Genomic DNA, 22,185 nt, shown 5'->3' on the forward strand with positions numbered 1-22,185 from the left:
TGCATGTGTACAAACTAAATCACCAAAGCTCTGACGTGGCAAGCGAGCTTTCCCCAAGGTTCGATTGACGGGCATCGCACACCTCGTTCATCCGGCGCTCGGCGTCGCAAGCAGCCATAGGCCGAGGACGGTGTAGGCGATCATCAGCACGGTGAGCGGGAACTGGCTGAGCGCGGCGCGAGCCGGAAGGGCGTGCAGCCTCCAGGCCAAGCCATGGGCGACAAGCACCGCAAGCATGTGGCCGGCTATGATGACGCCAGCCTGGAGGTTCCACAGCCACCACGCCGAACCGGCACCGGCGACGACGCCGGCTTCAATTGACATGTCGGCGGTACCGAACAGGTTCCAGCCCAGCGCAAACGGGTCGGAGAGAGCGGCAATCGCATATTGGCCGTCGACCAGCAGCGCCGTCAGATAATGCGCGAAGTGGTAGGCGAGCGCGATCGGTACGATCGACCAGACCAAAAGCCCGGCGGCGTGACCGAGCGAATGCTTGCTGCCGGCAAGGTTCTGGCCAAGAAAGACGGCGAGCGCGAACACGGCCGCAAGCACGGCAAAGGCCAGCACAAGGCCGAAGCTGCCGATGCCGATCAAAGCGGTGCGTCCCGGAAATTCCAGCGGATTGATGCCGAACCAGCCTAGCCAGAAGAAGGTTTTCGACAGGCCGTCGAAGGACACCGACGACAGCGCAAGCAGCAGGAAAGCGACGCCGCTGAGCGGTAGCGGCGCGGCAGCGAGCAGCTTGGCGCCCGGCCAGCAGAGTTTTAGCCGGCCGTCTGCACTACGTTCGACGATGGCGAAGCGCGCCACCATGGAAAAGAACACGGTCAGGAACTCACCGCGCAGGGTCCAGTCGCGGTAGCCGAAGACCTGCATGGCGGCGAAGCTCAGCAGCCAGTAGAGGCCGGCGGCCCAGGCCAGCCGCGCCGGATCGTCGGGCGCAGGGTCGATCAGCTCGAACCAGGCGAAGGCGAAGAACAGCAGGAAAGCCGGCCAATAGCCGAGCCGTTGGGGGAGCAGATACGGCTGCGTTCTACCGGACAGGCGCGAGACGACGCGGCACGGCCCGTACCAGGGATTGAGCCATGACCAGAGATCGCCGCCGAGCCCTTGCAGCAGGGCCAGCCCAACCCAGAGCAATGTCCATACGGTCAACGGCAGCGGATTGGAGAGCGGATCGCGGCTGCCGAACAGGCCGGCGGCAATGAGGATTGCAAAGCCGGCAAAGGATACCAGGCTGACGGCAGTCCGCGCGCCGTCAGCGAAGGCGAAAAGCGGCAGGCGTTTGCGCCAGCAGCGGTCGAGGGAGTCCGGCGGCAGTAGAGCCAGGACAAGGAAGCTGGCGGCAACCGCGAGCGCGCCACCGACGACGTAGTAGCCGGTGGGAAGCAGCAGCACGTGGCCGCGGTCGGAGGCGTGGGCGAAGGCGGGCGTGGATGGGAATGCCAAGGAAGCGACGAGGCCGGGAAAGGGCCTGATTGCCGAAATGCAGCGCTCTACAGCGCCCCCCTCTGTCCTGCCGGACATCTCAAGCGGGGAGATCGGCGGTTCCGCGGTCGGCTCTCCTTCTGCAACTTCAGCAATTGGCGAAAGCAGCAATGAGGGCGCAATCTCCCCCCTCGCGGGGGAGATGTCCGGCAGGACAGAGGGGGGCGCGAAGGAACTCATACTACGCAAGAGTTCCCCTACTTCACACCTTCACCAACTGCTCCACGCGGTCCTTCTGGCCGAAGATGCGCAAATAGCGCGAGATCTCTTTCTCGTCGCCTGTCGACTTGGCCGGATTGTCGGAAAGCTTGACCGCCGGCCTGCCGTTGGCTTCGGTGACCTTGCAGACCAGCGAGATGGCGTCTAGCCGGTTGGTCTCGGTCGGCGCGCAGCCCTCGAAATCGTTGGTCAGGTTGGTGCCCCAGCCGAAGGACATGCGCACCTTGCCGCGGAAGTGGCGGTAGGTTTCCTCGATGGTCTCGACCTCCAGCCCATCCGAGAAGATGAGCAGCTTCTGCTTGGGGTCCTTGCCCTTTTCGCGCCACCAGGAAATGATTTTCTCGCCGCCTTCGATCGGCGGCGCGCTGTCGGGGCGGAAGCCGGTCCAGTCGGCGACCCAGTCCGGGGCATCGCGCAGGAACGCCGCGGTGCCGAAGGTGTCCGGCAGTACGATCAGCAGGTTGCCGCCGTAGTAGCGCTGCCAGTCCTGCAGCACGTTGTAGGGCGACTGTTTCAATTCCTTTTCCGAATTGGTGAGCGCGGCGAACACCATCGGCAGTTCATGCGCATTGGTGCCGAGCGCCTCGAGATCATTGTCCATGGCGAGCAGCACGTTGGAGGTGCCAGTGAAGGCCTCGCCGATGCCCTCCTTCAACGCTTCGACGCACCAGCGCTGCCACAGGAAAGAATGACGGCGGCGGGTGCCGAAATCCGAGATGCGGATGCCGGGCAGCGCCTTCAGCCGCTCGGTCTTGGCCCACATCTTGGCCTTGGCGCGGGCATAGAGCACGTCGAGCGCGAACGGCCCGAACGCCCGCATGGCCGCGCGAGATCGAAGTTCATTGATAATTGCCAGCGCCGGGATCTCCCACAGCGTCGTGTACATCCACGGACCGCTGAAGGCGAGTTCGTATTGGCCGTCGCGCTTGGAAAGCTCGTATTCGGGCAGCCGGAAATTTTCCAGCCAGGCGAGGAATTCCGGTTCGAATATCTGCTTGCGGCCATAGAAGGTGTTGCCGCCGAGCCAGATCATCTCTTTCTTAGAGAAGCGCAAGGTGCGGGCATGGTCGAGCTGCTCGCGCAGCTCCGTCTCATCGATCTCCTCGGCAAGGCGGACCGACGTGGTGCGGTTGATCAGCGAGAAGGTGGCGTCGACCTTGGGATACATGCCCCAGATCATCTGCAGCATCAGAAGCTTGTAGAAATCGGTGTCGAGCAAGCTGCGGACGATCGGGTCGAGCTTCCAGGTGTGATTGTAGACGCGCCGCGCTATATCGGTCTTTGCCATCGCTTAATGCGCCTTCGTTGCTCGCTCTAGCTTTTGTCTAGCGCAATTCCGGACGGAAAACCGCTGCGCACTTTTCCTGGAATTGCTCCAAATGCCTCTTAGCATCGAATTTTTGAACGCGCCTCCCGCTTTGCGGGCTGGCCCGACAAAAAGAAGCCCCTGCTGCAAGCGGCGCCTACGGCAGTTTCCGCCTCAGGATGCGGTCTTGGCGCCGACCACCTTGAGCGCCGGACGCTTGCGGCGAATGCCGATGCGGCCTGCCACCGGTGCGTCAGCGCGGCGGTCGGCCTGTTCTTTCTCGGCAAACAGCCAGTCGATGAACAATTGCACGATCGGCGCCGACCGCATCTCGTTGCGGCAGACGACGTAGAAATCGTCGACGGCCGGCACGGAAAGACTGAACGGGGCGACAAGCAGGCCCCTGGCGAGCAGTCCGCTTGCCGTCACCGTATCGCCGAGCGCCACGCCATGGCCGTGAACCGCGGCCTCGGTCGCCATCCGCGCATCGCCGAGATGATGGCGACGGCCGCGCTCGAGGTCCAGCGCGTCGGCGGCGGCCAGCCAGGTATGCCATTCGCGGCCGTCGTCGCCATGCAGGAAGACGTGATCGGCGAGGTCGCGGACGGTGCGGATCGGGCGGTTGTTGATCAGCGTCGGGCTGACCACCGGGAACAGTTCGAGGCCCGACCATTTGCGCATCCAGCAGTCGGTCCAGCTGCCGTCACCATAGTGCACGCAGACATCGATGTGCGGTGCGCGGACGTCCTTGGCATCATTGGATGGGATCAGCGTCAGCCTGATATCCGGATATTGCGAGGTGAAGCTGCCCAGCCGCGGGATCATCCACAGCAACAGTAGCGCCGGCACGCAGGATACAGAGAGAACGCCGGTGCTGGCCGGTCTCGTCATGCGCTGCGTGGCGGCGGCAATGCCGTCGAAGGCGGTCGACACCGCCGGCAGCAACTCGGCGCCGTGCGGCGTCAGCTTCACCCGCTGACCGGCACGCTCGAACAGCTTGACACCCAACGATTGCTCGAGCGCCTTGATCTGATGGCTGATGGCGCCGTGGGTGACGTTGAGCTCAGCCGCCGCCTTGCTCAGCGAGGCGTGGCGCGCCGTCGCCTCGAAGGCGCGCAGCGGGTTGAGCGGTGGCAAACGCTTGGCCATTTGGACCCTAGGCTCTGTGAGATTTTCTCACAGATAACACGCTAACAATATCAATTGATTTTTCAATGCAGCTACGGGACACTTTGCCCAGGCATTGCATCAAGACGTGAAATCTGCAGGCAGCCGGCGGCTGCGGCTATCGAGGCCGCCGCCCGCGCGCCGCACCAGCCATGGAGGACCGACATGGGTTACGACCGCGGCAAGCTCGAAGCGTTGCGCCGCAAATACGGCGAGAGCCATGGCGGCGAAATGTTCGACCCGAAATTCCAGCGTGTCGCCGACAAGATCTTCTCCAAGACCGGCACGCGACTGGCGCCCTATTCCGGCATCCCGACCTTCCTCGCGGCGCCCTATCGTGAAATCGCCGCCGACAATCCGGATTTCGGCGATCTGCAGGTGGCGATGATCGGTGTGCCGATGGATCTGGGCGTCACCAACCGGCCGGGCGCCCGTTTCGGGCCAAGGGCGTTGCGCGCCATCGAGCGCATCGGCCCCTACAATCATGTGCTGGAATGCGCACCGACGCATGAGCTGAAGGTCGCCGACATCGGCGACGTGCCGTTCCAGAGCCGCTACCGGCTGGAGACCAGCCATGACGACATCGAACGCCGCACCAACCAGATCGTCGACGCCGGCGTCCTGCCCTTGTCTGTCGGCGGCGACCATTCGATCAGCCACCCGATCCTGAAGGCGGTCGGCAAGAAGGCGCCGGTGGGCATGATCCATATCGACGCTCATTGCGATACCAGCGGCCTGTTCGACATGACCAAGTTCCACCATGGCGGGCCGTTCCGCAACGCGGTGCTGGACGGCGTGCTCGACCCGAGCCGCACCATCCAGATCGGCATTCGTGGCTCGGCCGAATATCTGTGGGAGTTCACCTATGAGTCCGGCATGACCGTCGTGCATGCCGAAGAGGTGACCGGCCTCGGCATTCCCGCCATTATCGAGAAGGCGCGCAGGATAGTCGGCGACGGCCCGACCTATGTCTCCTTCGACATTGACAGCATCGATCCGGCCTTCGCGCCGGGCACCGGCACACCGGAAGTCGGCGGGCTGACGACGCGCGAAGTGCTCGAGCTGCTGCGCGGCCTGAAGGGACTCAACATCGTCGGCGGCGACGTCGTCGAGGTGGCACCGCAGTACGACGCGACCACCAACACGGCGCACGCCGGCGCGCAGGTGCTGTTCGAGATCCTCAGCCTGATGGTCTTCAGCCCGGCAATCACCGGCAAGGCGGGCTGACACGCTCGACCATGATCCGGAAAGTGGGAACCGGTTTTCGGAGAAGATCATGGTCCAGTAGAGAAGGCGGCCGCCGCGCTGGAGCCGGCGGCCGGACTCAAACAAACAAGCTTCCAGCAGGGGAATGACAATGACGCTTCACATGAAGACACTTCACATCAAGCTAAAATCAACCTTCGCCGCCATGCTGATGTTCGGCGCGGCCAGTTTCGGTTTCACCCAGGCCGCCAATGCCGACGCGATCGACGACATCACCAAGGCAGGCGCGATCAATGTCGGTATCTTTTCCGACTTCCCGCCCTTCTCCTCGGCCAGCGCCGACATGAGCATCAAGGGCTACGACATCGACGTGGCGCAGTTCATCGCCGACCAGCTCAAGGTCAAGCTCAATCTGGTCAGCGTGACCGGCCAGAACCGCATCCCGTACCTTACCGACAAGCGCGTCGACCTGCTGATGAGCGTCGGCTATTCCAAGGAGCGTGAGCAGGTGATCGATTTCGCCGCCGCCTACGCGCCCTATTACATCGCCGTCATCGGCCCGGCAGCTCTTGCGGTCAAAGGCAAGGAAGACCTCGCCGACAAGTCGATCGCCGTCAATCGCGGCACGCTGGAGGATACCTCGCTGACCGAGGCGGCACCGGCCTCGGCCGACATCCGTCGCTTCGACAACTATAATTCCGTCATCCAGGCCTTCATTTCGGGCCAGACCCAGCTGATGGTGGTCGGCAACGATGTCGGCGCCCAGGTGCTTGCCCGCCAGGAGGAACTGAAGCCGGAGCAGAAATTCCAGCTTCTCACCTCGCCCTCGCATATCGGCCTCAACAAGAAGGAAGACCGCCTGAAGCAGGCGGTCAATGACGCGGTTGCCAAGATGCTGGCCGACGGCAAGCTGGACGAAAGCTCGAAAGCCTGGCTGAAGACGCCGCTCGATCCCGCCAATCTCAAGGATTGATGGCCGGTGAGCTATAGCCTCGACTTCGGCTGGCTTGCCGGGGCGACAGGGGCGATCGCGCGCGGCGCGGCCACGACGATCCTGTTGATCGCCGTGACCACGCTGGCGGGAACGTTGCTCAGCATCCTCGGCGCCGCAGGGCGGCGGAACGGTCCGCTCCTGCTCAAGCGGGCGATCGGCGTCTATGTCGAGGTGATCCGCAACACGCCGTTCCTGGTGCAGCTATTCTTCATCTTCTTCGGGCTGCCCAGCATCGGCGTCAGGCTCGATCCGGTGCTGGCAGCCATGCTGGCGATGACGCTCAACATGGCCGCCTATACGATCGAGATCGTTGGCGCCGGGCTCGACGCGGTGCCGCCCGGGCAGACGGAAGCGGCACTGGCGCTTGGGCTCAGGCCGCGCCAGGTCTTCATCAAGATCGTGCTGCCGCAGGCGCTCAAGGTGATCTATCCGGCGCTGACCAGCCAGATCGTCATCATGATGCTGGAATCCGCCGTGGTATCGCAGATCGCCGTTCGCGAGCTGACCTATGAAGCCGATATGCTGCAGGCGCGCACGTTCCGGGCTTTCGAGACCTATTTCATCGTGACGATGGTCTATCTCATCCTGTCGATTGGGCTGCGCCGGCTGCTGGTCGGCGGCGGGCGCCGGCTTCTCGGAGCCGGCGTGTCATGATCGAATTCACCTTCTGGGACATTCTGCGCAACCTGCTGCTGGCGGCGCGCTGGACGGTGCTCTTGTCGCTGGCCGCCTTTGTCGGCGGGGCCGTGGTCGGCATGATCGTGCTGTTCTTCCGGATCGCCAAGAATAAATGGGCGCGCCGGTTTGCCTCCGGCTACATCGCGCTTTTCCAGGGCACGCCGCTGCTGATGCAGCTCTTCCTGATGTTCTTCGGCTTGCCGATGCTGGGCCTGCGCATCGAGCCGTGGACCGCGGCGGTGCTTGGCCTGACCTTCTTTGCCAGCGCCTATCTCGCCGAGATCTGGCGCGGCGGCGTCGATGCACTGCCGCGCGGCCAGTGGGACGCCGGCGCCAGCCTCGGCCTGCACTATCTGCAGGAACTCCGGCTGATCATCTTACCTCAGGCGTTTTCGATCACCCGCGCACCGACCGTCGGCTTTCTGGTGCAGCTGATCAAGTCGACCGCGCTGACGTCGATCATCGGTTTCGAGGAGCTGGTGAGGACATCCAACGCGATCAACAATGCGACCTTCGAACCATTCAAAGTCTATGGGCTGGTAGCGCTGATCTTCTTCGTCATGTGCTTTCCGCTGACGCAATACGCACGTTCGCTCGAGCAGCGGGCGGCGGCCCGCTGAGCGGGCGACCAGCAATTCAACGCCCGAATACCAGCGGCGGCGCGATCCTGTCACGCCGCAGCCAGCGCACCAGCAGGAGTGCCGCAACCACCGCCAGTCCCGACGACAGGCCGATCCAGATGCCGACGCCGTTGAAGCTGAAACGAAAGGCTAGCAGCACGCCGAGCGGCAGCCCGACGCCCCAATAGCCGATCGCGGCATAGATCATCGGCACCTTGGTGTCGTGCAGGCCGCGCAGCATGCCGCTGGCGACCGCCTGCGCACCGTCAAAAACCTGGAACAGCGCGGCAAAGGCGAGGAACGACACGGCAAGCGCCACCACCTCGGCATTAGCCGGATTGCCCAGATCGATGAAGGCGCCGATCAAGAGATGCGGCCACAGGATCATCACTAGCCCCATCAGCGCCATGAAGGAGACACCGACGACATAGGCGGTCCAGCCAGCCCGGCTGACACCTTCCGGATTGCCGGCGCCGTGGGCAAGTCCGACGCGCACCGTCACCGCCTGGTTGAGGCCGAGCGGCACCATGAAGGTGATCGAGGCGATCTGGATGGCGATCGCATGGGCGGCAAGCGAAGCCGCATCGATCAGGCCCATGAGAAAGGCCGCCGCGTTGAAGATCGTCACCTCGAACGCCAGCAGGCCCGCGATCGGCAGGCCGAGCCGCAGCAGGCCCTTGAAGCGCGGCCAATCGGCGCGCCAGAAGCGTCCGAACAGGCGATAGCGCCGGAATTTCTTCTCAAGCATCACCACCGCCGCCATGCCGGCGAACATCAACGTGCTGGACAGAGTGGTGGCGAGGCCGGAGCCGGCGATGCCCATCGATTGGATGCCGAGATTGCCGAACATGAACAGCCAGTTGAAGAAGGCGTTGCAGGCGACGGCAACGAAGACGATGATCAGCGCCCAGCCCGGCCGCTCCAGCGCCGAAATGAACGAGCGCAGGACGATGTAGCCGAAAAAGGGCAGCACCGCCCATTCGAGCCAGCGCAGATAGATGCCGGCCTGGTGCGCCAGCGCCGGTTCCTGACCCATGGCCAGCAACACGCTCTCGCCGTGCCAGAGAAGGGCCCATATCGGAATGCAAATGAGGATCGCCAGCCACAGACCCTGGCGCACGGTGCGGCGCAGGTCGCGCACCGAGTGCCGGCGACGGCCGAGCTCGGTCGCCATCATCGGCGAGGTCGCAAGCATCAGGCCGAGCCCGAAGATGAGCGGCATGAAGTAGAGGTTGGCACCAAGCGCACCGCTGGCCAGCGTGTCCGCCCCCAGCCGCCCCATCATCATGACGTCGGTAGCGGTCATCGCGGTCTGGCCGAGATTGGTCAGCACCATCGGCCAGGCGAGCGCCAGCATCGCCCTGATTTCCCGACGCCAAAGGTTTTCCGGCGCGCGAGCGTCGGCTTCGATCGCAGACATTCTAGTTTTCCGCCTATCCGATTGCGGCACGTCAGCAAGAGCCGGAAGCCGCGTCTCAGCGCGGAAAATGGCCAAGATCGGCCGGATTCCGCATTACGACGGGTTTGTCTATCAAATGGGCACCGGTGGCAAGAGGCTGACTTGCGGAAGGGTTAAGCCAGTCGGTTCAATGCAGGCTATTGGAGAGGCTATTGGAGAGGCTATGGAAGCCACTATGGTCGCGGCAGATCCATTTGAAAGGCCGCCTGATGAGCGCGTTTCCCGAAATCTATCTGGTTCGGCATGGCGAGACGGAATGGAGTGCGTCCGGAAAACATACCGGCCGAACCGACATACCGCTGACGCCGGCCGGCGAGGAAGCGGCAAGGCGGATCGCTGAGCGGCTCAAGGGCCTGTCCGTCTCGGCGGTGTGGTCGAGCCCGTCGCAGCGCGCCTTCAACACCTGTGCGCTGGCCGGCTTCGGCTCGTCAGGCGTGAAGAAAGACGATCTGGCGGAGTGGGATTATGGTGCCTATGAGGGATTGACCACCAAGCAAATCCTCGCCGAGCGCCCCGGCTGGCGTCTCTTTCGCGACGGCTGCCCGAGCGGCGAGTCCGCCACGGATGTCGGCTCGAGGGCGGACCGGATCGTCAGCCAGTTGCGCGAGGTCGGCAGCAATGTCCTGGTCTTCTCAAGCTCGCATTTCCTTAGGGTGCTGGCCGCACGCTGGCTCGGCCTGCCGCCGCAAGCCGGCGCGTTTTTCGTGCTGGATACCGCCAGCATAAGCGTGCTCGGTTATGAGCACGACCTTGACGAGCCGGTCATCCGGCGCTGGAACCAGAGATAGCAACCGACCCCGATTTATCGGATCGCGTCCAGCGCCTGCCTTTGCGTGTGCATTTCGAGAAACACGCGGTAGTCGCGATCGAACCGGCCGGCGGCAGCCGGATTGGGCTCTCGCGTCCTGCCGCCCTGTTGCATGGCAACGCAGGCAGCGTTCAAATCGGGAAAAAGCCTGGCCGCGGTGGCGGCAATCATGCCGGTGCCGAGCAGCACCGCCTCATCCGCCAGCGGCTCGACCACCGTGCAGCCGGTGGCATCGGCATAGAGCTCCATCAACAGCGGGTTCTTGGTGTGGCCACCGGTGACGTGCAGCGTGTCGATCAGATAGCCGTTCTCGTTCAGCGCTTCCAGCACATGACGGACGCCAAGCGCGATGCTGACGGCGGTGCGCCAGTAGAGCTTGCACAGACTGTCGAAGGAGGCATCCAGCGTCAGCCCGCTGATGACGCCGACGGCATGCGGGTCGGCGAGCGGCGAGCGGTTACCGTGAAAATCGGGCAGTACGTGCAGCCTTGCGGCGAGGTTGTCGCCCTCGGCGGCGCGCAGCTCGGCGACGCGGTGGGCAATCCTGGCATGCATGGCGGCATCCGGCTCGCCGCCGGCGCCATGCCAGCGGATGATGTGGTCGAGCAGCGCGCCGGTGGCCGACTGGCCACCTTCCGACAGCCACAGGCCGGGAAGGCCTGCGCCATAATATGGGCCCCAGACACCGGCGAAAGGCTGCGGATCGGGCGACATCGCCATGACGCAACTCGACGTACCGGCAATCAGGGCCAGATGGCGGCCGATGTTCGTCGCGTCACCGGCGAAACCGCCGAGCACGCCAAGCGCGCCGGCATAGGCATCGATGACACCGGCGCCGACCCGGCATTTTTCGGTGAGGCCAAGCTCCGTCGCGGCTTGCGCGCCGAGCGGGCCGATATCGGCACCGACCGGGCTTGCCTTTTCCGGCAGGTTGCCGTGCTCAAAGATATCGCCGAGCCCGACGGCTTCGAAGAAGTCGCGCCGCCAGCCGGTCGCTTCATGGGCTAGATAGGTCCATTTGGCGGTCAGCGTGCATTGTGAACGGGAGAGCGAGCCGCTTGCCTTCCAGGTGAGGAAGTCGGTGAGGTCGAATAGACAGCCGGCTTCGTTCCATGTTCCGGGCAGGTTGCGCTTCAGCCACATCAGCTTCGGCGTCTCCATTTCCGGCGACATGACGCCGCCGATATAGTCGAGCACAGCGTGGCCGCTTTCAGTGCATTCGTCGGCCTCGGCAATTGCGCGATGGTCGAGCCAGACAATGGTGTCCCAGCGCCTTTCACCAGTGACGGACACGCTGAGCTGGCCGCCATGCCGGTCTCGCACCACCAGCGAGCACGTGGCATCAAAGGAGATGCCGACGATATCCTCGGCCCGCACGCCCGCCTTTTCGCGGGCAGCGCGGACGGCCATGCACACCGCCGACCATATATCCTGCGAATCGTGCTCGGCATGGTCGGCCTTCGGCCGTTGCATGGCGATCGGGTGCTCGGCGCGGCCGAGCAAGGCGCCACCGGTGTCGAGAATGCCGGCACGAGCGCTTCCGGTGCCGACATCGACCGCGCAAACGAAACTGTTGGTCAAGGTGTTCTTGCTCTCGCTCCCAGGCCTGCAATCAGATCGGGCAATTGCAGCATGTCAGCGAATATAAAGTCCGGCTCACTCGACGCAAGCCGCGCTTTCAATGCCGGGTTGCCGGTGTGCGAGCCGCCGGTGAAGGCAAGGACGCGCATGCCGGCCGCCCGCGCCGCTTCGATGCCGGCCGGGCTGTCCTCGACGACGAGGCAGTTTCGCGGGGCCGCTCTCATTTTATCTGCTGCATGGAGAAAGAGATCGGGCGCCGGTTTGCCCCGCGCCACCATGGCGGCGCTGAACAAATGCGGCTCCAGCAGCCCAAGCAACCCGGTGACGTCGAGCGCATAGCGGATGCGTTCCAGGGTGCCGGAGGAGGCGACGCAGCACGGTACGCCGAGTCTCGGCAGGACCTGTGCGATACCTGGCATCGGTTTCAGCTCCTCGCGGAATCTGCGCATCAGTTCGGAGCGCATCTCGGTCAGATGCTGCTCGGTGAGATCGAGCCCGAAGTCGCTTGCGAGGATTTCGCGGACGCTCTTCATGCTCTTGCCGAGGAAGTGCTCGTAGGCAATGTCCTCGCTGACGTTGCCACCGGCAAGCGCGATCATCTCCAGCAATGCCGAGACGGACAGCATCTCACTGTCCACCAGCACGCCGTCACAGTCGAAAATGACCAGTTCAGGCGTCATCGCGCTGGATCGGCTTCAGAGATCGCCGGCGAGATAGCGCGTCAGTGTCGCGCGCGCGCCGTCCGCCCACAGCAGTCTCAGCGCTTGGCCGAAGGCTTCAGCGAACGGCGGCGAGCGGCCGACATCGCCATAGATGTCCTCCATGGCAAGCCAGGCGGCAGGCATGTCCCTGGCCGCCTTGGCCGTCGCCTGCAACCGGCCCCAGTTCGGGTCGTTGGGCTCGGTGACGGCACCGGAATCCGTCGTGCCGAAGCAGTAGCGACACCAGAGCGCCGATTCCAGCGCAAGGCCGGTGACACTTTTGCCAGCCTTCAGCCGGTCGGCGATGGTCGGGATGATGAATTTCGGCTGGCGGTTGGAGCCGTCGAGGCAAAGCCGGCGTATGGTGTCGCCGATCTTCGGATTGGAGAAGCGGTGCTCGATGAGCTGGTAGTAATCTTCGAGGTCGGTGTCCGGAACCGGCGGCACGGTCGGGATGATTTCGTCATGCTCGAGCTTGTCGAGGAAGCCGCGTACCAGCGGCTCCTGCATCGCCTCATGGACGAAATGGATGTCCATCAGCCCGGCCGGATAGGCGATGGTCGCATGGCCGCCATTGAGGATGCGGATCTTCATCAGCTCATAGGGCGCGACGTCGCTGACGAACTGCACGCCGACCTTTTCCAGCGGCGGGCGGCCGTCGGTGAAACGGTCCTCCAGCACCCATTGCTTGAACGGTTCGCAAAACACCGGCCAATTGTCGTCGAGGCCGAACTCGCTGGAGAGAATGCCGCGCTCGCGGTCGGTGGTGGCCGGCGTGATGCGGTCGACCATGCCATTGGGAAAGGCAACGTTCTCGCTCACCCAGTTTGCCAAACCTTCGTCGATCAGCCGCGCAAGGCCGATGACGCCATCTGAGGTGACGTGGCCGTTATGGGGGATGTTGTCGCAGGACATGATTGTGAAGGGCACGATACCGTCGGCGCGGCGGCGCAGCAGCCCGGCGAGGACGAGGCCGAAGACGGTCTTCGGCGTCGCCCCCGGCTCAGCGTCGGCAACGATGTCGGGATGTGTCGGATTGAAGACGCCGGATGCCGGATCGATGAAATAGCCGCCCTCGGTAATGGTCAGGGAGACGATCTTGATCGCCGGATCGGCAAGCTGCTCGACGATTGCGGCCGCATCGCCCGGCACCAGGAATTCGATCATGACGCCGGTGACGCGCGCGCTCATATGGCCGCTGTCCTGCTCGACCACGGTGGTCAGCCAGTCCTGCTCCTGCAACTTGCCGCGGCCGACCTTCTCGCCCTCGAAGACGCCGGCGCCAACAATGGCCCAGTCGTGGCCGACACCCGAATTGAACAGATCGTCGAGATAGACGGCCTGGTGCGAGCGATGGAAATTGCCGACGCCGAAATGCACGATCCCGGCCTTGAGCGCGGCGCGATCATATTTCGGGCCGGCGACCTTGGGCGGCAGCTTGGCGAGGATGGAAGAAGAGAGTTTCACGGTCATCTGCTTTTACCCTTTAGCGGGACGGCTCTTCCCCCCGTGGAGGAGACGGGGGGAAGAGCGCCTTCGCCCCCTCAACTCATCCACTGGCCGCCATCGACATTATAGGTCTGGGCGACGATGTACTCGGCCTCATCGCTGGCCAGGAACACCGCCATGCCGGTGAGGTCTTGCGCCGTGCCCATGCGGCCATAAGGCACGGCTTCGCCGACCAGCCTCTTCTTCTCGCCCCTCGGCCGGTTCTCGAACTTGGCGAACAATGCATCGACATGGTCCCAATGCTCGCCGTCGACGACACCCGGGGCGATGGCATTGACGTTGATGCGGTGTTTGATCAGGTCGAGCCCTGCCGACTGGGTGAGCGAGATGACCGCGGCCTTGGTGGCGCAGTAGACGGCAACCACCGCCTCGCCGCGGCGCCCGGCCTGGCTTGCCATATTGATGATCTTGCCGCCCTTGCCCCGGGCAATCATAGAACGGGCGGCGGCCTGCAACGTAAACAGCGTGCCGGCGACGTTGACCGAAAATAATTTGTCGTAGCTTGTCTTGGTGATCTCGACGATCGGCGCCAAGTCGAACAAAGCAGCGTTGTTGATCAAGATATCGAGGCCGCCGGCCCTGGCTTCGACCGCCTTGACGGCCTCATCGATAGACGCGAGATCGGTGACGTCGAGCTTTACCGCGTAGGCATTGCGGCCGATTTCCGAAGCCGTCTTCTCGGCGGCTTCGAGGTTGATGTCGCCAATCGCGACCGTCGCCCCTTCGCGCATGTAGGCTTCGGCAAACGCCCTGCCGATGCCGCGCGCCGATCCGGTAATCAGCGCCGATTTACCCCGGAGCCTCATTGCAGCATCGCCTTCCCGTCGGCGCCGAAACGATGCAGCTTGGCCTTTTCCGGCGTCAGGTAGATTGTGTCGCCGTGATGGGCGGCCAACTCGCCGTCGGCACGCACCGTCAGCTGCCCGACACCATCCGCCTGGACGTGCAAAAACGTGTCGGAGCCGAGATGCTCGGCAACCCCGACCGTCGCCTTCCAGTCGCCTGACGTCTTCGAAATGTTCATATGCTCCGGGCGGATGCCAACTGTCTTGGCGCCATATTTGGCGGCCGGCGCGCCTTCGATCAGGTTCATCTTCGGCGAACCTATGAACCCGGCGACGAACAGGTTCTTCGGCGTCTTATAGAGCTCCATCGGCGAGCCGACCTGCTCGATATTGCCGGCATTGAGCACGACGATCTTGTCGGCCATGGTCATCGCCTCGATCTGGTCGTGGGTGACGTAGACCATGGTTGTCTTGAGCTGGTGATGCAGCTCGCTGATCTCCAGCCGCATGGTGCCGCGCAGCGCCGCGTCGAGATTGGACAAAGGCTCGTCGAACAGGAAGGCCGACGGCTGGCGCACGATGGCGCGGCCGATGGCGACGCGCTGCCGCTGGCCGCCGGAGAGCTGGCCGGGGCGGCGGTCGAGGTAGTTGGTGAGGTTCAGGATCCGCGCGGCGTCCTTCACCTTCTTGTCGATGGTCGCCTGGTCCTCGCCCGCCATCTTCAGCGGGAAGGCGATGTTCTTGGCCACCGTCATGTGCGGGTAGAGCGCATAGGACTGGAACACCATAGCCAGCTTGCGCTTGGCCGGCGCCTCGCCGGTGACGTCGCGACCATCGATGATGATGGTGCCGCCGCTGGTATCCTCGAGACCGGCGATCAGACGCAACAGGGTGGATTTGCCGCAGCCCGACGGGCCGACGAAGACGACGAACTCTCCGTCCTCGATGACCAGATCGAGGCCGGGGATGATGGACGTCGCCCCGAAGGATTTGGAGACGTTCTTGAGCGTGATGTTTCCCATGGTTTCCTCCCCCGAAGGGCTATCTTTTCGTTTTGCGTCAGGCGATGCCCGCTACTTTACCGCACCGAATGTCAGGCCTCGGACCAGCTGCTTCTGGCTGAACCAGCCCATGATCAGGATCGGCGCGATCGCCAGCGTCGAGGCGGCCGAAAGCTTGGCCCAGAACAGCCCCTGCGGGCTGGAGAAGGAGCTGATGAAAGCGGTGAGCGGCGCGGCCTCGGTGGTGGTCAGCCGGATCGTCCAGAACGCCTCGTTCCAGGCGAGAATGATGTTGAGCAGCATGGTCGAGGCGATGCCGGGGACCGCCATCGGCGTCAGCACGTAGATGATCTCGTTCCAGAGCGATGCGCCGTCCATGCGCGCCGCTTCCAGGATCTCCCCCGGGATCTCGCGAAAATAGGTGTAAAGCATCCAGACCACGATCGGCAGGTTGATCAGCATCAGCATGACCATCAGGCCGATGCGGCTGTCGAGCAGACCGGTATCGCGGAAGATCAGATAGATCGGAAACAGCACGGCGACGGCCGGCATCATCTTGGTGGAAAGCATCCACATCAGGATGTCCTTGGTGCGTTTGCCCGGCGAAAACGCCATCGACCATGCCGCCGGTATGGCGACGAGCAGAGCCAGGATGGTCGAGCCGACCGACAGGAACACCGAGTTCAGGAAGAATTTGAAATAGCCGTTCTGCGCCTGGACCTCGGAATAGCTCTCCGTGGTTCCCGACGGGAACAGGTTGAAGCCCTGGATAGCCTCCTGCTCCGACTTGAACGAGGTGATGATCGTATAGAGGATCGGGAAGAAGATCAGCAGCGCGACGATCCAGGCGGCCGCGGTAGCAATCGTCTTGTGCTGGGTGGTGACTGCACGTGCCATCTTATCCTCCCTTATTTATCCAGGTTCTTGCCGACAGCGCGCATGGCGAAGAAAGCAACGATGTTGGCGAGAATGACGGCAATGATACCGCCGGCGGACGCCTGGCCGATTTTGAACTCCAGCAATGCCTTCTGATAGACGAGGAAGGGCAGGTTGGTGGAGGCGTAACCCGGGCCGCCGTTGGTGGTGACGAGGATCTCGGCATAGACCGACAGCAGGAAGATCGTCTGGATCAGGATGACGACGGTTATGGCGCGCGACATGTGAGGCAGCGTCAAATAGATGAAGCGGCTGATGAAGCCGGCGCCGTCCATTTCGGCGGCTTCCTTCTGCTCGACGTCGAGCGACTGAAGCGCGGTCAACAGGATCAGCGTAGCAAACGGCAGCCATTGCCAGGCAACGATGATGATGATCGCCAGGAGCGGGTGCTGCCCGAACCAATCGATCGGCTGCCCGCCGAAGAAGCGCGCAATATCGGCGAAAACCCCGTACTGCGGATGCATGATCATGTTCTTCCAGACCAGTGCTGCCACCGGTGGCATGACGAAGAACGGCGAGATGACAAGGATGCGGACGATGCCCTGTCCCCACATCGGCTGATCGAGCAGAAGGGCGAGCAGAATACCGCCAATCACCGTGATCAAAAGCACGCTGACGACGATGGTGAGCGTGTTGAGGATCGACTGCAGGAATGCCGGGTTGGAATAGAACAGCGCGTAGTTCGAAAACCCGACGAAGCCGTCGCGCATTGGATTGAGCGGGTTGTATTGCTGGAAGGAAAACCACAGCGTGAATGCCAGCGGCACAATCATCCAGACCAGCAGCAGCACCACGGATGGCGCCATCATGAAACGGGCAAGCGAACGGGTCTGCTGAGTAGCCATGACGGTCACCCTTCGAGGTCGGCCAAGTTTTTCAGCGGTGTGAAAGCTGGCCGCCCGAACTGGGATTCGGGCGGCCGTTGCCGGTCGCCATTGGCAACCGGCACCGGGAGGAGCTTACTTGATGTAACCGCCTTCGGTCATCGTCGCGGTGGCGGCGTCCTGCGCCTGCTTCAAGGCATCGTCGACGCTCGACTGGCCGGCAAGTGCCGCCGAGAAGAGCTGGCCGACGGTGGTGCCGAGACCCTGGAACTCAGGAATGGCGACGAACTGGACGCCGACATAAGGCACCGGCTTGACGGTCGGGTGCGTCGGATCGGCGGAGTTGATCGAGTCCAGCGTCATCTTGGCGAAAGGTGCTGCCTTCTGGTATTCGGGATTGGCATAGAGCGACGAGCGCGTTCCCGGCGGAACATTGGCCCAGCCTTCCTTCGAGGCGACGAGCTCGGCATAGTGCTTGCTGGTTGCCCAGGATACGAACTTTTGAGCGGCGTCGGCCTTCTGCGTGCCGGCGGGGATGGCTAGCGACCATGCCCACAGCCAATTGCCGCGCTTGCCGAGGCCGTTGTCCGGCGCCAGCGCATAGCCGACCTTGTCGGCGACGGTGGAGTTCTTCGGGTCGGAAACGAAGGAGGCAGCGACGGTAGCGTCGATCCACATGCCGCATTTGCCCTGCTGGAACAGCGCCAGGTTTTCGTTGAACCCATTGGACGACGCGCCCTCGGGGCCGTCGGCTTTCATCAGGTCGACATAGAACTGCAGCGTGTTCTTCCATTCGGGCTGGTCGAATTGCGGCTTCCAGTTCTCGTCGAACCAGCGCGCGCCGAACGAGTTCGACATGGCGGTCAGGAAGGCCATGTTCTCGCCCCAGCCGGCCTTGCCGCGCAGGCAGACGCCGTTCACGCCGTTGGCGCGGTCGGTCATCTTGTCGGCGGCCTGCTTGATGAAGTCCCAGGTCGGTGCATCGGGCATCTTGAGCCCGGCCTTGTCCATCAGGTCCTTGCGGTACATGACGAAGGAGCTTTCGCCGTAGAACGGGGCTGCGTAGAGCTTGCCGTCGACCGACAGGCCGCCGGCTATGGCCGGGATGATGTCCTTGACGTCGTAATCGTCGCCGAGTTTGTCGAGCGGCAAAAGCCAGTTCTGCTTGGCCCAGATCGGCACTTCATAGGTGCCGATAGTCATCACGTCGTACTGGCCACCCTTGGTGGCGATGTCGGTGGTGACGCGCTCGCGCAGGACGTTTTCCTCGAGCGTGACCCACTGCAGCTGAATGTCGGGATTTTTGGCGGTGAAGTCGTCGGTCAGCTTCTGCATGCGGACCATGTCGCCATTGTTGACCGTGGCGATCGTGATGGATTCGGCATGCGCGGCGAAAGCGAGGGCGCTGGCCGAGAACAGGCCTAGGGTGAACGTGCGAAGTTTCATCAAAATTCCTCCCATAAACCAAGATGAGCATTTGCCTTGGCTGTGAGCAATTACTCACTTGCGATGAATTATGTCAAGACGGATTCGTTGCTGCAGCGCAGCACGCCGGGTCTCGTGCAGCGGCAAGCCTGGGACGTTTGCGGCATGTCTGACGAAGGATTCGGCCGGGCTGATTGGGCCCGGCGCTTTGCTATCGGGCTTGCTGGGATTCAGCCTACTGGCAAGCGATCTCGCTCAGGATCCAATCGCGGAAGGCGCGGATCTTCGGCACGTTGCGTCGTGCCGTCGGATAGACCAGCCAATAGGCGTGGCCGTCGTCACCGACCAGATCAAAGGGCTGGATCAGGCGGCCGTCGGCAAGTTCGGTCTTGAACAGCGCCTTGGTAACGATCGCCACGCCGTGGCCGGCAATCGCGGCATTGGCCTCGTAGGCCTGCGCGCCCATGCTGGTGCCGGGACGCTTGGCCAGCTCCTCGACCGGCAGGCCGGCGGCGGCAAACCAGTCCCGCCACCAGATGTCACCCGGGTCGAGGATCGGCAGCCGCAGCAGGTCGGCCGGCTCCTTGACGCCGCCGATGCTTGCCGCGAGCTTTGGACTAAGGACCGGCGTGAAATCGGCCCTGAAAAGCATATGGGTCTCGACGCCCGGCCAGTTGCCGCCGCCGGAGCGGATGGCGATGTCGATATCCTCTCTGGCAAAGTCGACAACCCTGTTCGAAGTATCGACGCGCACCGCCAGCGACGGATGCGCGACCTGGAACGAACCGAGATGCTGCGCCAGCCAATTGGAGGCAAATGTCAGCAGCGTCGAAACGCAAAGCACGCCATCGGCGCCGGTGCGCGCGGCGGCATAGGCGCCGCTCAACAGCGCGAACGCCTCGCTGACCGCGGGCGCCAGGCGCTGGCCCGGTTCGGTCAGCACGATCTGTTTTGGCTGGCGCAAGAACAGGGGCGCGCCGATGCGCTCCTCCAGAAGCTTGATCTGATAGCTTGCCGCCGCCTGCGTCATGCCAAGCTCCTGGGCGGCCTTGGTGAACGAGAGATGCCGCGCCACCGCCTCGAACACCCGGATCGCCTGAAGCGGAGGAAGCTGCGAAACCAGCTGCCGTGAATTGAGCTCCGGCATAAGCCCTCCTTATGGGCAGTGATCGACGTTTGATTGGCGGCACCGGCCGGTCCTACCGATATTCCGTATTGAAGATCAATTACGCCTAGAGATAGCGAAGGCTGACGATCATGACCACAATACAGGAAAAGCTGCTTCTTGCTCCAGCCCATGGCTGGTTTTCACGGTTGGCGCGGGGATTGGCAAGGCACGCGGCGCGGAAACGGGCCTATCTCGACGTCCGGGAGCTGCCGCCGCACCTGCAGCGCGACATGGGCTTTCTCGACGGCAACGATCCTTGCGGCCGGCACCAGTAGTGACGCTCGTTTTATCGGGGATTCAGATGCGTTTCGATTTCACATGATCGTTTCCGACCGCCAGCGGCTCGGAGATCATGCGCCCGCAGCCAAGGCGGCGGCGGTCCGCTCATCGGTGATGAGGCCGTTGACCAGCCGCCGGTTGACGGCGGCGAAGATGCCCGGCAGCTTGCGGTCGCCCATGGCAAGCGCGATCACCAGCGACTTTTCGCGCGACGGCAGCGGTGCCGACGACACTCGATCATTGGTGATGCCCTCGATCATGCGGCCGTCACGATCGAATACCCAGCCGACGATCTCGGCGACGCCGCCGGCCTTCTGCAGCGCCTTTAATTCACCCTCCGAAATGAAGCCGTCCTCGTAAAGCGGCGCCTTCGGGCCGAGATCGCCGATGCCGACAAAGGTGACGTCGGCCTCGGCCGCAAGCGCCAGCGTCGGCTGGATCATCGGCTGGCTGAGCAGCATCTCGCGCTCCTCGGGCGAGGAAGCGATGACCGGCAAAGGCATCGGAAACGAACGCGCCTTGACCCTATCGGCCATGGTGAAGATGACGTTGTAGAAGGCCGCCGAGCCGTCCGGCGAGATGTTGCCGGTCAGTGACACCACCTTGTGCTGCGGGCATTCCATCGGCGGCAGTTGCTCGATCGCGGCCTTCAGTGTGCGGCCGGTGCCGATTGCCATGACGATCGGCACCGGCGACCGCAGCCGCCGTTCGATCTCGGCCGCCGCCGCCTCGGCGACGCCGATGACGGTGGAGGAAGAAGAAGGGTCGCTCGGCACCACCTCGACCAGATCAAGCGCAAAGCGCGATTTCAGCCGTGCCGCAAGGTCGAGGCAATTGGCGATCGGGTGGTCGACGCGCACCTTGATCAGCCCTTCGGAGACTGCGAGCGACACCAGCCGCTGCGCCGTCTGCCGCGAGATGCCAAGCGTGGCGGCGATCTGGTCCTGGGTGTTGCCTGCGACATAATAGAGCCAGCCGGCACGCGCCGCGTCGTCCAGCCTGTTGCCGCCGCTGTCCTGCCGCGAATTCAAGTTCCTGCCTCCCAACCCCGCCGAGCATAAGAGGCGGAGCGCAGTAGTTTCGCAGGGAATGAACTTGCGCGCAATTGCCTATTGTAAGAGCAATTGCTTAGTAATGAAACTTGGTGTTTGGAGCGAAGTGACAGGTCGACCCAGTCTCGTTGCAACAGCAAGGCTGTCGAGGTCGCACCAATCCCGGTTCTAAAGCGCGTTGCGTTCGATCGGCCTCATGCGACGCGTTTTAGGTTCTTTTTTATGCATGTCGTCATCGCAAAACCGCTGCACACTTTGCGCGACATGCATTAGCGGGGACGCGGCGGTTTATCTCGCGCGCTAAACGCTTTAAGGAATTTTTTGAGAATGGAGCCTTGCATGACGCCGAAAGCGGTTTTCTGGGATATGGACGGTACGCTGGTCGACAGCGAGCCGCTGCACGAGGCGGCGCTGATTGCGGCGCTGCACAGCGTCGGCATCGCGCCGCCGGCCGACCTGCATGAGCGCGTGCTCGGCATCGCCGCAGGGCCGGTCTACGAAATGCTGCGCGACGAGTTCGGCCTCGACCTGCCTTTCGACGACTGGATCGTGCGCAAATACGATCACTATCTGCCGATGGCCGAAACGCTGATGCCACGCACCGGCGCGATCGAGATTTTCAATGAGCTGCGCGCGCTTGGCGTGCCGCAAGCGGTGGTGTCCAACTCGGACAGGCTGATCGTCGATGCCAATCTGCGCGCCGTACGCCTCGTATATCCGGGCATGAAGACGGTCAGCCGCAACGACGTGCGTGAAGGCAAGCCGCATGCCGAACCTTTCCTGCGCGCCGCCTGGTTGGCCGACGTCGATCCCGCCGAGGCCGTGGCGGTCGATGACAGCGTGACCGGCGCCACGGCGGGGCTGGCAGCTGGAATGAAGACGATTTTCTGGCCAGAGGTGCCCATGGAGGGGCCGCCGGGGGCGATTGTCATCGACAGCGTCGGCGAATTGCGGGCCGAACTCGGGCTTTAAGCCAGGC

At 63.3% G+C, this 22,185-nt stretch carries 21 protein-coding genes; 7 read left to right on the forward strand and 14 right to left on the reverse strand.

Going from position 1 to position 22,185, the window contains the following annotated elements; genetic code table 11:
* Positions 1-87: 87 nt before the first annotated feature.
* The 3 genes from NKJ55_RS08290 to gcvA (NKJ55_RS08300) form a co-directional block, all read right to left on the reverse strand.
* Entirely contained in the window at positions 88-1,527 is a 1,440-nt protein-coding gene (locus NKJ55_RS08290) for a hypothetical protein (protein ID WP_352449468.1), read from the reverse strand.
* Positions 1,528-1,690: 163 nt separating this feature from the next.
* Positions 1,691-2,995 (reverse strand): nicotinate phosphoribosyltransferase, encoded by a 1,305-nt coding sequence (pncB, locus tag NKJ55_RS08295; RefSeq protein ID WP_352449469.1) that lies wholly within the window; start codon positions 2,993-2,995, stop codon positions 1,691-1,693.
* A gap of 192 nt (positions 2,996-3,187) precedes the next feature.
* Entirely contained in the window at positions 3,188-4,162 is a 975-nt protein-coding gene (gene gcvA / locus NKJ55_RS08300; RefSeq protein ID WP_023676980.1) for a transcriptional regulator GcvA, read from the reverse strand.
* A 183-nt stretch (positions 4,163-4,345) separates the two neighbouring features.
* Between gcvA (NKJ55_RS08300) and speB the strand changes: the two genes are divergently transcribed.
* The 4 genes from speB to NKJ55_RS08320 all read left to right on the forward strand — a co-directional run bounded on the left by speB (position 4,346) and on the right by NKJ55_RS08320 (position 7,678).
* Complete coding sequence (speB, locus tag NKJ55_RS08305; RefSeq protein WP_352449470.1) at positions 4,346-5,407, forward strand: agmatinase; 1,062 nt, start codon at positions 4,346-4,348, stop codon at positions 5,405-5,407.
* Between the two features lie 130 nt (positions 5,408-5,537).
* Complete coding sequence (locus NKJ55_RS08310; protein ID WP_352449471.1) at positions 5,538-6,359, forward strand: transporter substrate-binding domain-containing protein; 822 nt, start codon at positions 5,538-5,540, stop codon at positions 6,357-6,359.
* Between the two features lie 6 nt (positions 6,360-6,365).
* The gene (locus NKJ55_RS08315; protein WP_352449472.1) at positions 6,366-7,034 is read left to right on the forward strand and encodes an amino acid ABC transporter permease; all 669 of its coding nucleotides are present in this window, start codon (positions 6,366-6,368) and stop codon (positions 7,032-7,034) included.
* Positions 7,031-7,678, forward strand: coding sequence for an amino acid ABC transporter permease (locus tag NKJ55_RS08320; protein WP_023722520.1), 648 nt, complete (start codon positions 7,031-7,033; stop codon positions 7,676-7,678). The genes NKJ55_RS08315 and NKJ55_RS08320 overlap by 4 nt, the downstream gene beginning before the upstream one ends.
* A gap of 16 nt (positions 7,679-7,694) precedes the next feature.
* On the opposite strand, the gene NKJ55_RS08325 is transcribed toward NKJ55_RS08320, so the two are convergent.
* On the reverse strand, positions 7,695-9,098 hold the full coding sequence (locus NKJ55_RS08325) for an MATE family efflux transporter (protein WP_352449473.1): 1,404 nt from the start codon (positions 9,096-9,098) through the stop codon (positions 7,695-7,697).
* Between the two features lie 245 nt (positions 9,099-9,343).
* Between NKJ55_RS08325 and NKJ55_RS08330 the strand changes: the two genes are divergently transcribed.
* Positions 9,344-9,925, forward strand: coding sequence for a histidine phosphatase family protein (locus NKJ55_RS08330; RefSeq protein ID WP_352449631.1), 582 nt, complete (start codon positions 9,344-9,346; stop codon positions 9,923-9,925).
* Positions 9,926-9,939: 14 nt separating this feature from the next.
* Here NKJ55_RS08330 and NKJ55_RS08335 read toward each other — a convergent pair whose 3' ends face one another.
* The 9 genes from NKJ55_RS08335 to gcvA (NKJ55_RS08375) all read right to left on the reverse strand — a co-directional run bounded on the left by NKJ55_RS08335 (position 9,940) and on the right by gcvA (NKJ55_RS08375) (position 19,854).
* A complete protein-coding gene (locus NKJ55_RS08335; RefSeq protein WP_352449474.1) occupies positions 9,940-11,526 on the reverse strand; it encodes an FGGY-family carbohydrate kinase in 1,587 nt (528 codons plus the stop codon).
* Positions 11,523-12,206 (reverse strand): HAD family hydrolase, encoded by a 684-nt coding sequence (locus tag NKJ55_RS08340; RefSeq protein ID WP_352449475.1) that lies wholly within the window; start codon positions 12,204-12,206, stop codon positions 11,523-11,525. Before NKJ55_RS08340 ends, NKJ55_RS08335 begins: the two co-directional genes overlap by 4 nt.
* A gap of 15 nt (positions 12,207-12,221) precedes the next feature.
* Positions 12,222-13,700: a mannitol dehydrogenase family protein gene (locus NKJ55_RS08345; RefSeq protein ID WP_352449476.1), complete on the reverse strand. Its 1,479-nt coding sequence runs from the start codon at positions 13,698-13,700 to the stop codon at positions 12,222-12,224.
* Between the two features lie 71 nt (positions 13,701-13,771).
* Positions 13,772-14,542 carry an L-iditol 2-dehydrogenase gene (locus tag NKJ55_RS08350; protein ID WP_352449477.1) on the reverse strand — a complete coding sequence of 257 codons (771 nt, stop codon included), beginning with the start codon at positions 14,540-14,542 and terminating at the stop codon, positions 13,772-13,774.
* Positions 14,539-15,543 (reverse strand): ABC transporter ATP-binding protein, encoded by a 1,005-nt coding sequence (locus NKJ55_RS08355; protein ID WP_023676991.1) that lies wholly within the window; start codon positions 15,541-15,543, stop codon positions 14,539-14,541. Before NKJ55_RS08355 ends, NKJ55_RS08350 begins: the two co-directional genes overlap by 4 nt.
* Positions 15,544-15,594: 51 nt before the next feature.
* Entirely contained in the window at positions 15,595-16,419 is an 825-nt protein-coding gene (locus NKJ55_RS08360; RefSeq protein WP_023676992.1) for a carbohydrate ABC transporter permease, read from the reverse strand.
* Between the two features lie 11 nt (positions 16,420-16,430).
* Positions 16,431-17,303 carry a carbohydrate ABC transporter permease gene (locus NKJ55_RS08365; protein ID WP_023676993.1) on the reverse strand — a complete coding sequence of 291 codons (873 nt, stop codon included), beginning with the start codon at positions 17,301-17,303 and terminating at the stop codon, positions 16,431-16,433.
* Positions 17,304-17,417: 114 nt separating this feature from the next.
* Positions 17,418-18,728: an ABC transporter substrate-binding protein gene (locus NKJ55_RS08370; RefSeq protein WP_352449478.1), complete on the reverse strand. Its 1,311-nt coding sequence runs from the start codon at positions 18,726-18,728 to the stop codon at positions 17,418-17,420.
* 214 nt (positions 18,729-18,942) lie between these two features.
* Positions 18,943-19,854 carry a transcriptional regulator GcvA gene (gene gcvA, locus NKJ55_RS08375; RefSeq protein WP_292662413.1) on the reverse strand — a complete coding sequence of 304 codons (912 nt, stop codon included), beginning with the start codon at positions 19,852-19,854 and terminating at the stop codon, positions 18,943-18,945.
* A gap of 110 nt (positions 19,855-19,964) precedes the next feature.
* On the opposite strand from gcvA (NKJ55_RS08375), the gene NKJ55_RS08380 reads away from it, so the two are divergent.
* Complete coding sequence (locus NKJ55_RS08380; RefSeq protein WP_254815832.1) at positions 19,965-20,150, forward strand: hypothetical protein; 186 nt, start codon at positions 19,965-19,967, stop codon at positions 20,148-20,150.
* 75 nt (positions 20,151-20,225) lie between these two features.
* Here NKJ55_RS08380 and NKJ55_RS08385 read toward each other — a convergent pair whose 3' ends face one another.
* Positions 20,226-21,185, reverse strand: a complete 960-nt coding sequence (locus NKJ55_RS08385) for a sugar-binding transcriptional regulator (RefSeq protein ID WP_352449479.1) — start codon at positions 21,183-21,185, stop codon at positions 20,226-20,228.
* 360 nt (positions 21,186-21,545) lie between these two features.
* Between NKJ55_RS08385 and NKJ55_RS08390 the strand changes: the two genes are divergently transcribed.
* Positions 21,546-22,178 (forward strand): HAD family hydrolase, encoded by a 633-nt coding sequence (locus NKJ55_RS08390; RefSeq protein ID WP_352449480.1) that lies wholly within the window; start codon positions 21,546-21,548, stop codon positions 22,176-22,178.
* Positions 22,179-22,185 lie beyond the last annotated feature (7 nt).

The organism is Mesorhizobium sp. M0106 (genome assembly GCF_040322715.1).
Lineage (GTDB): Bacteria > Pseudomonadota > Alphaproteobacteria > Rhizobiales > Rhizobiaceae > Mesorhizobium.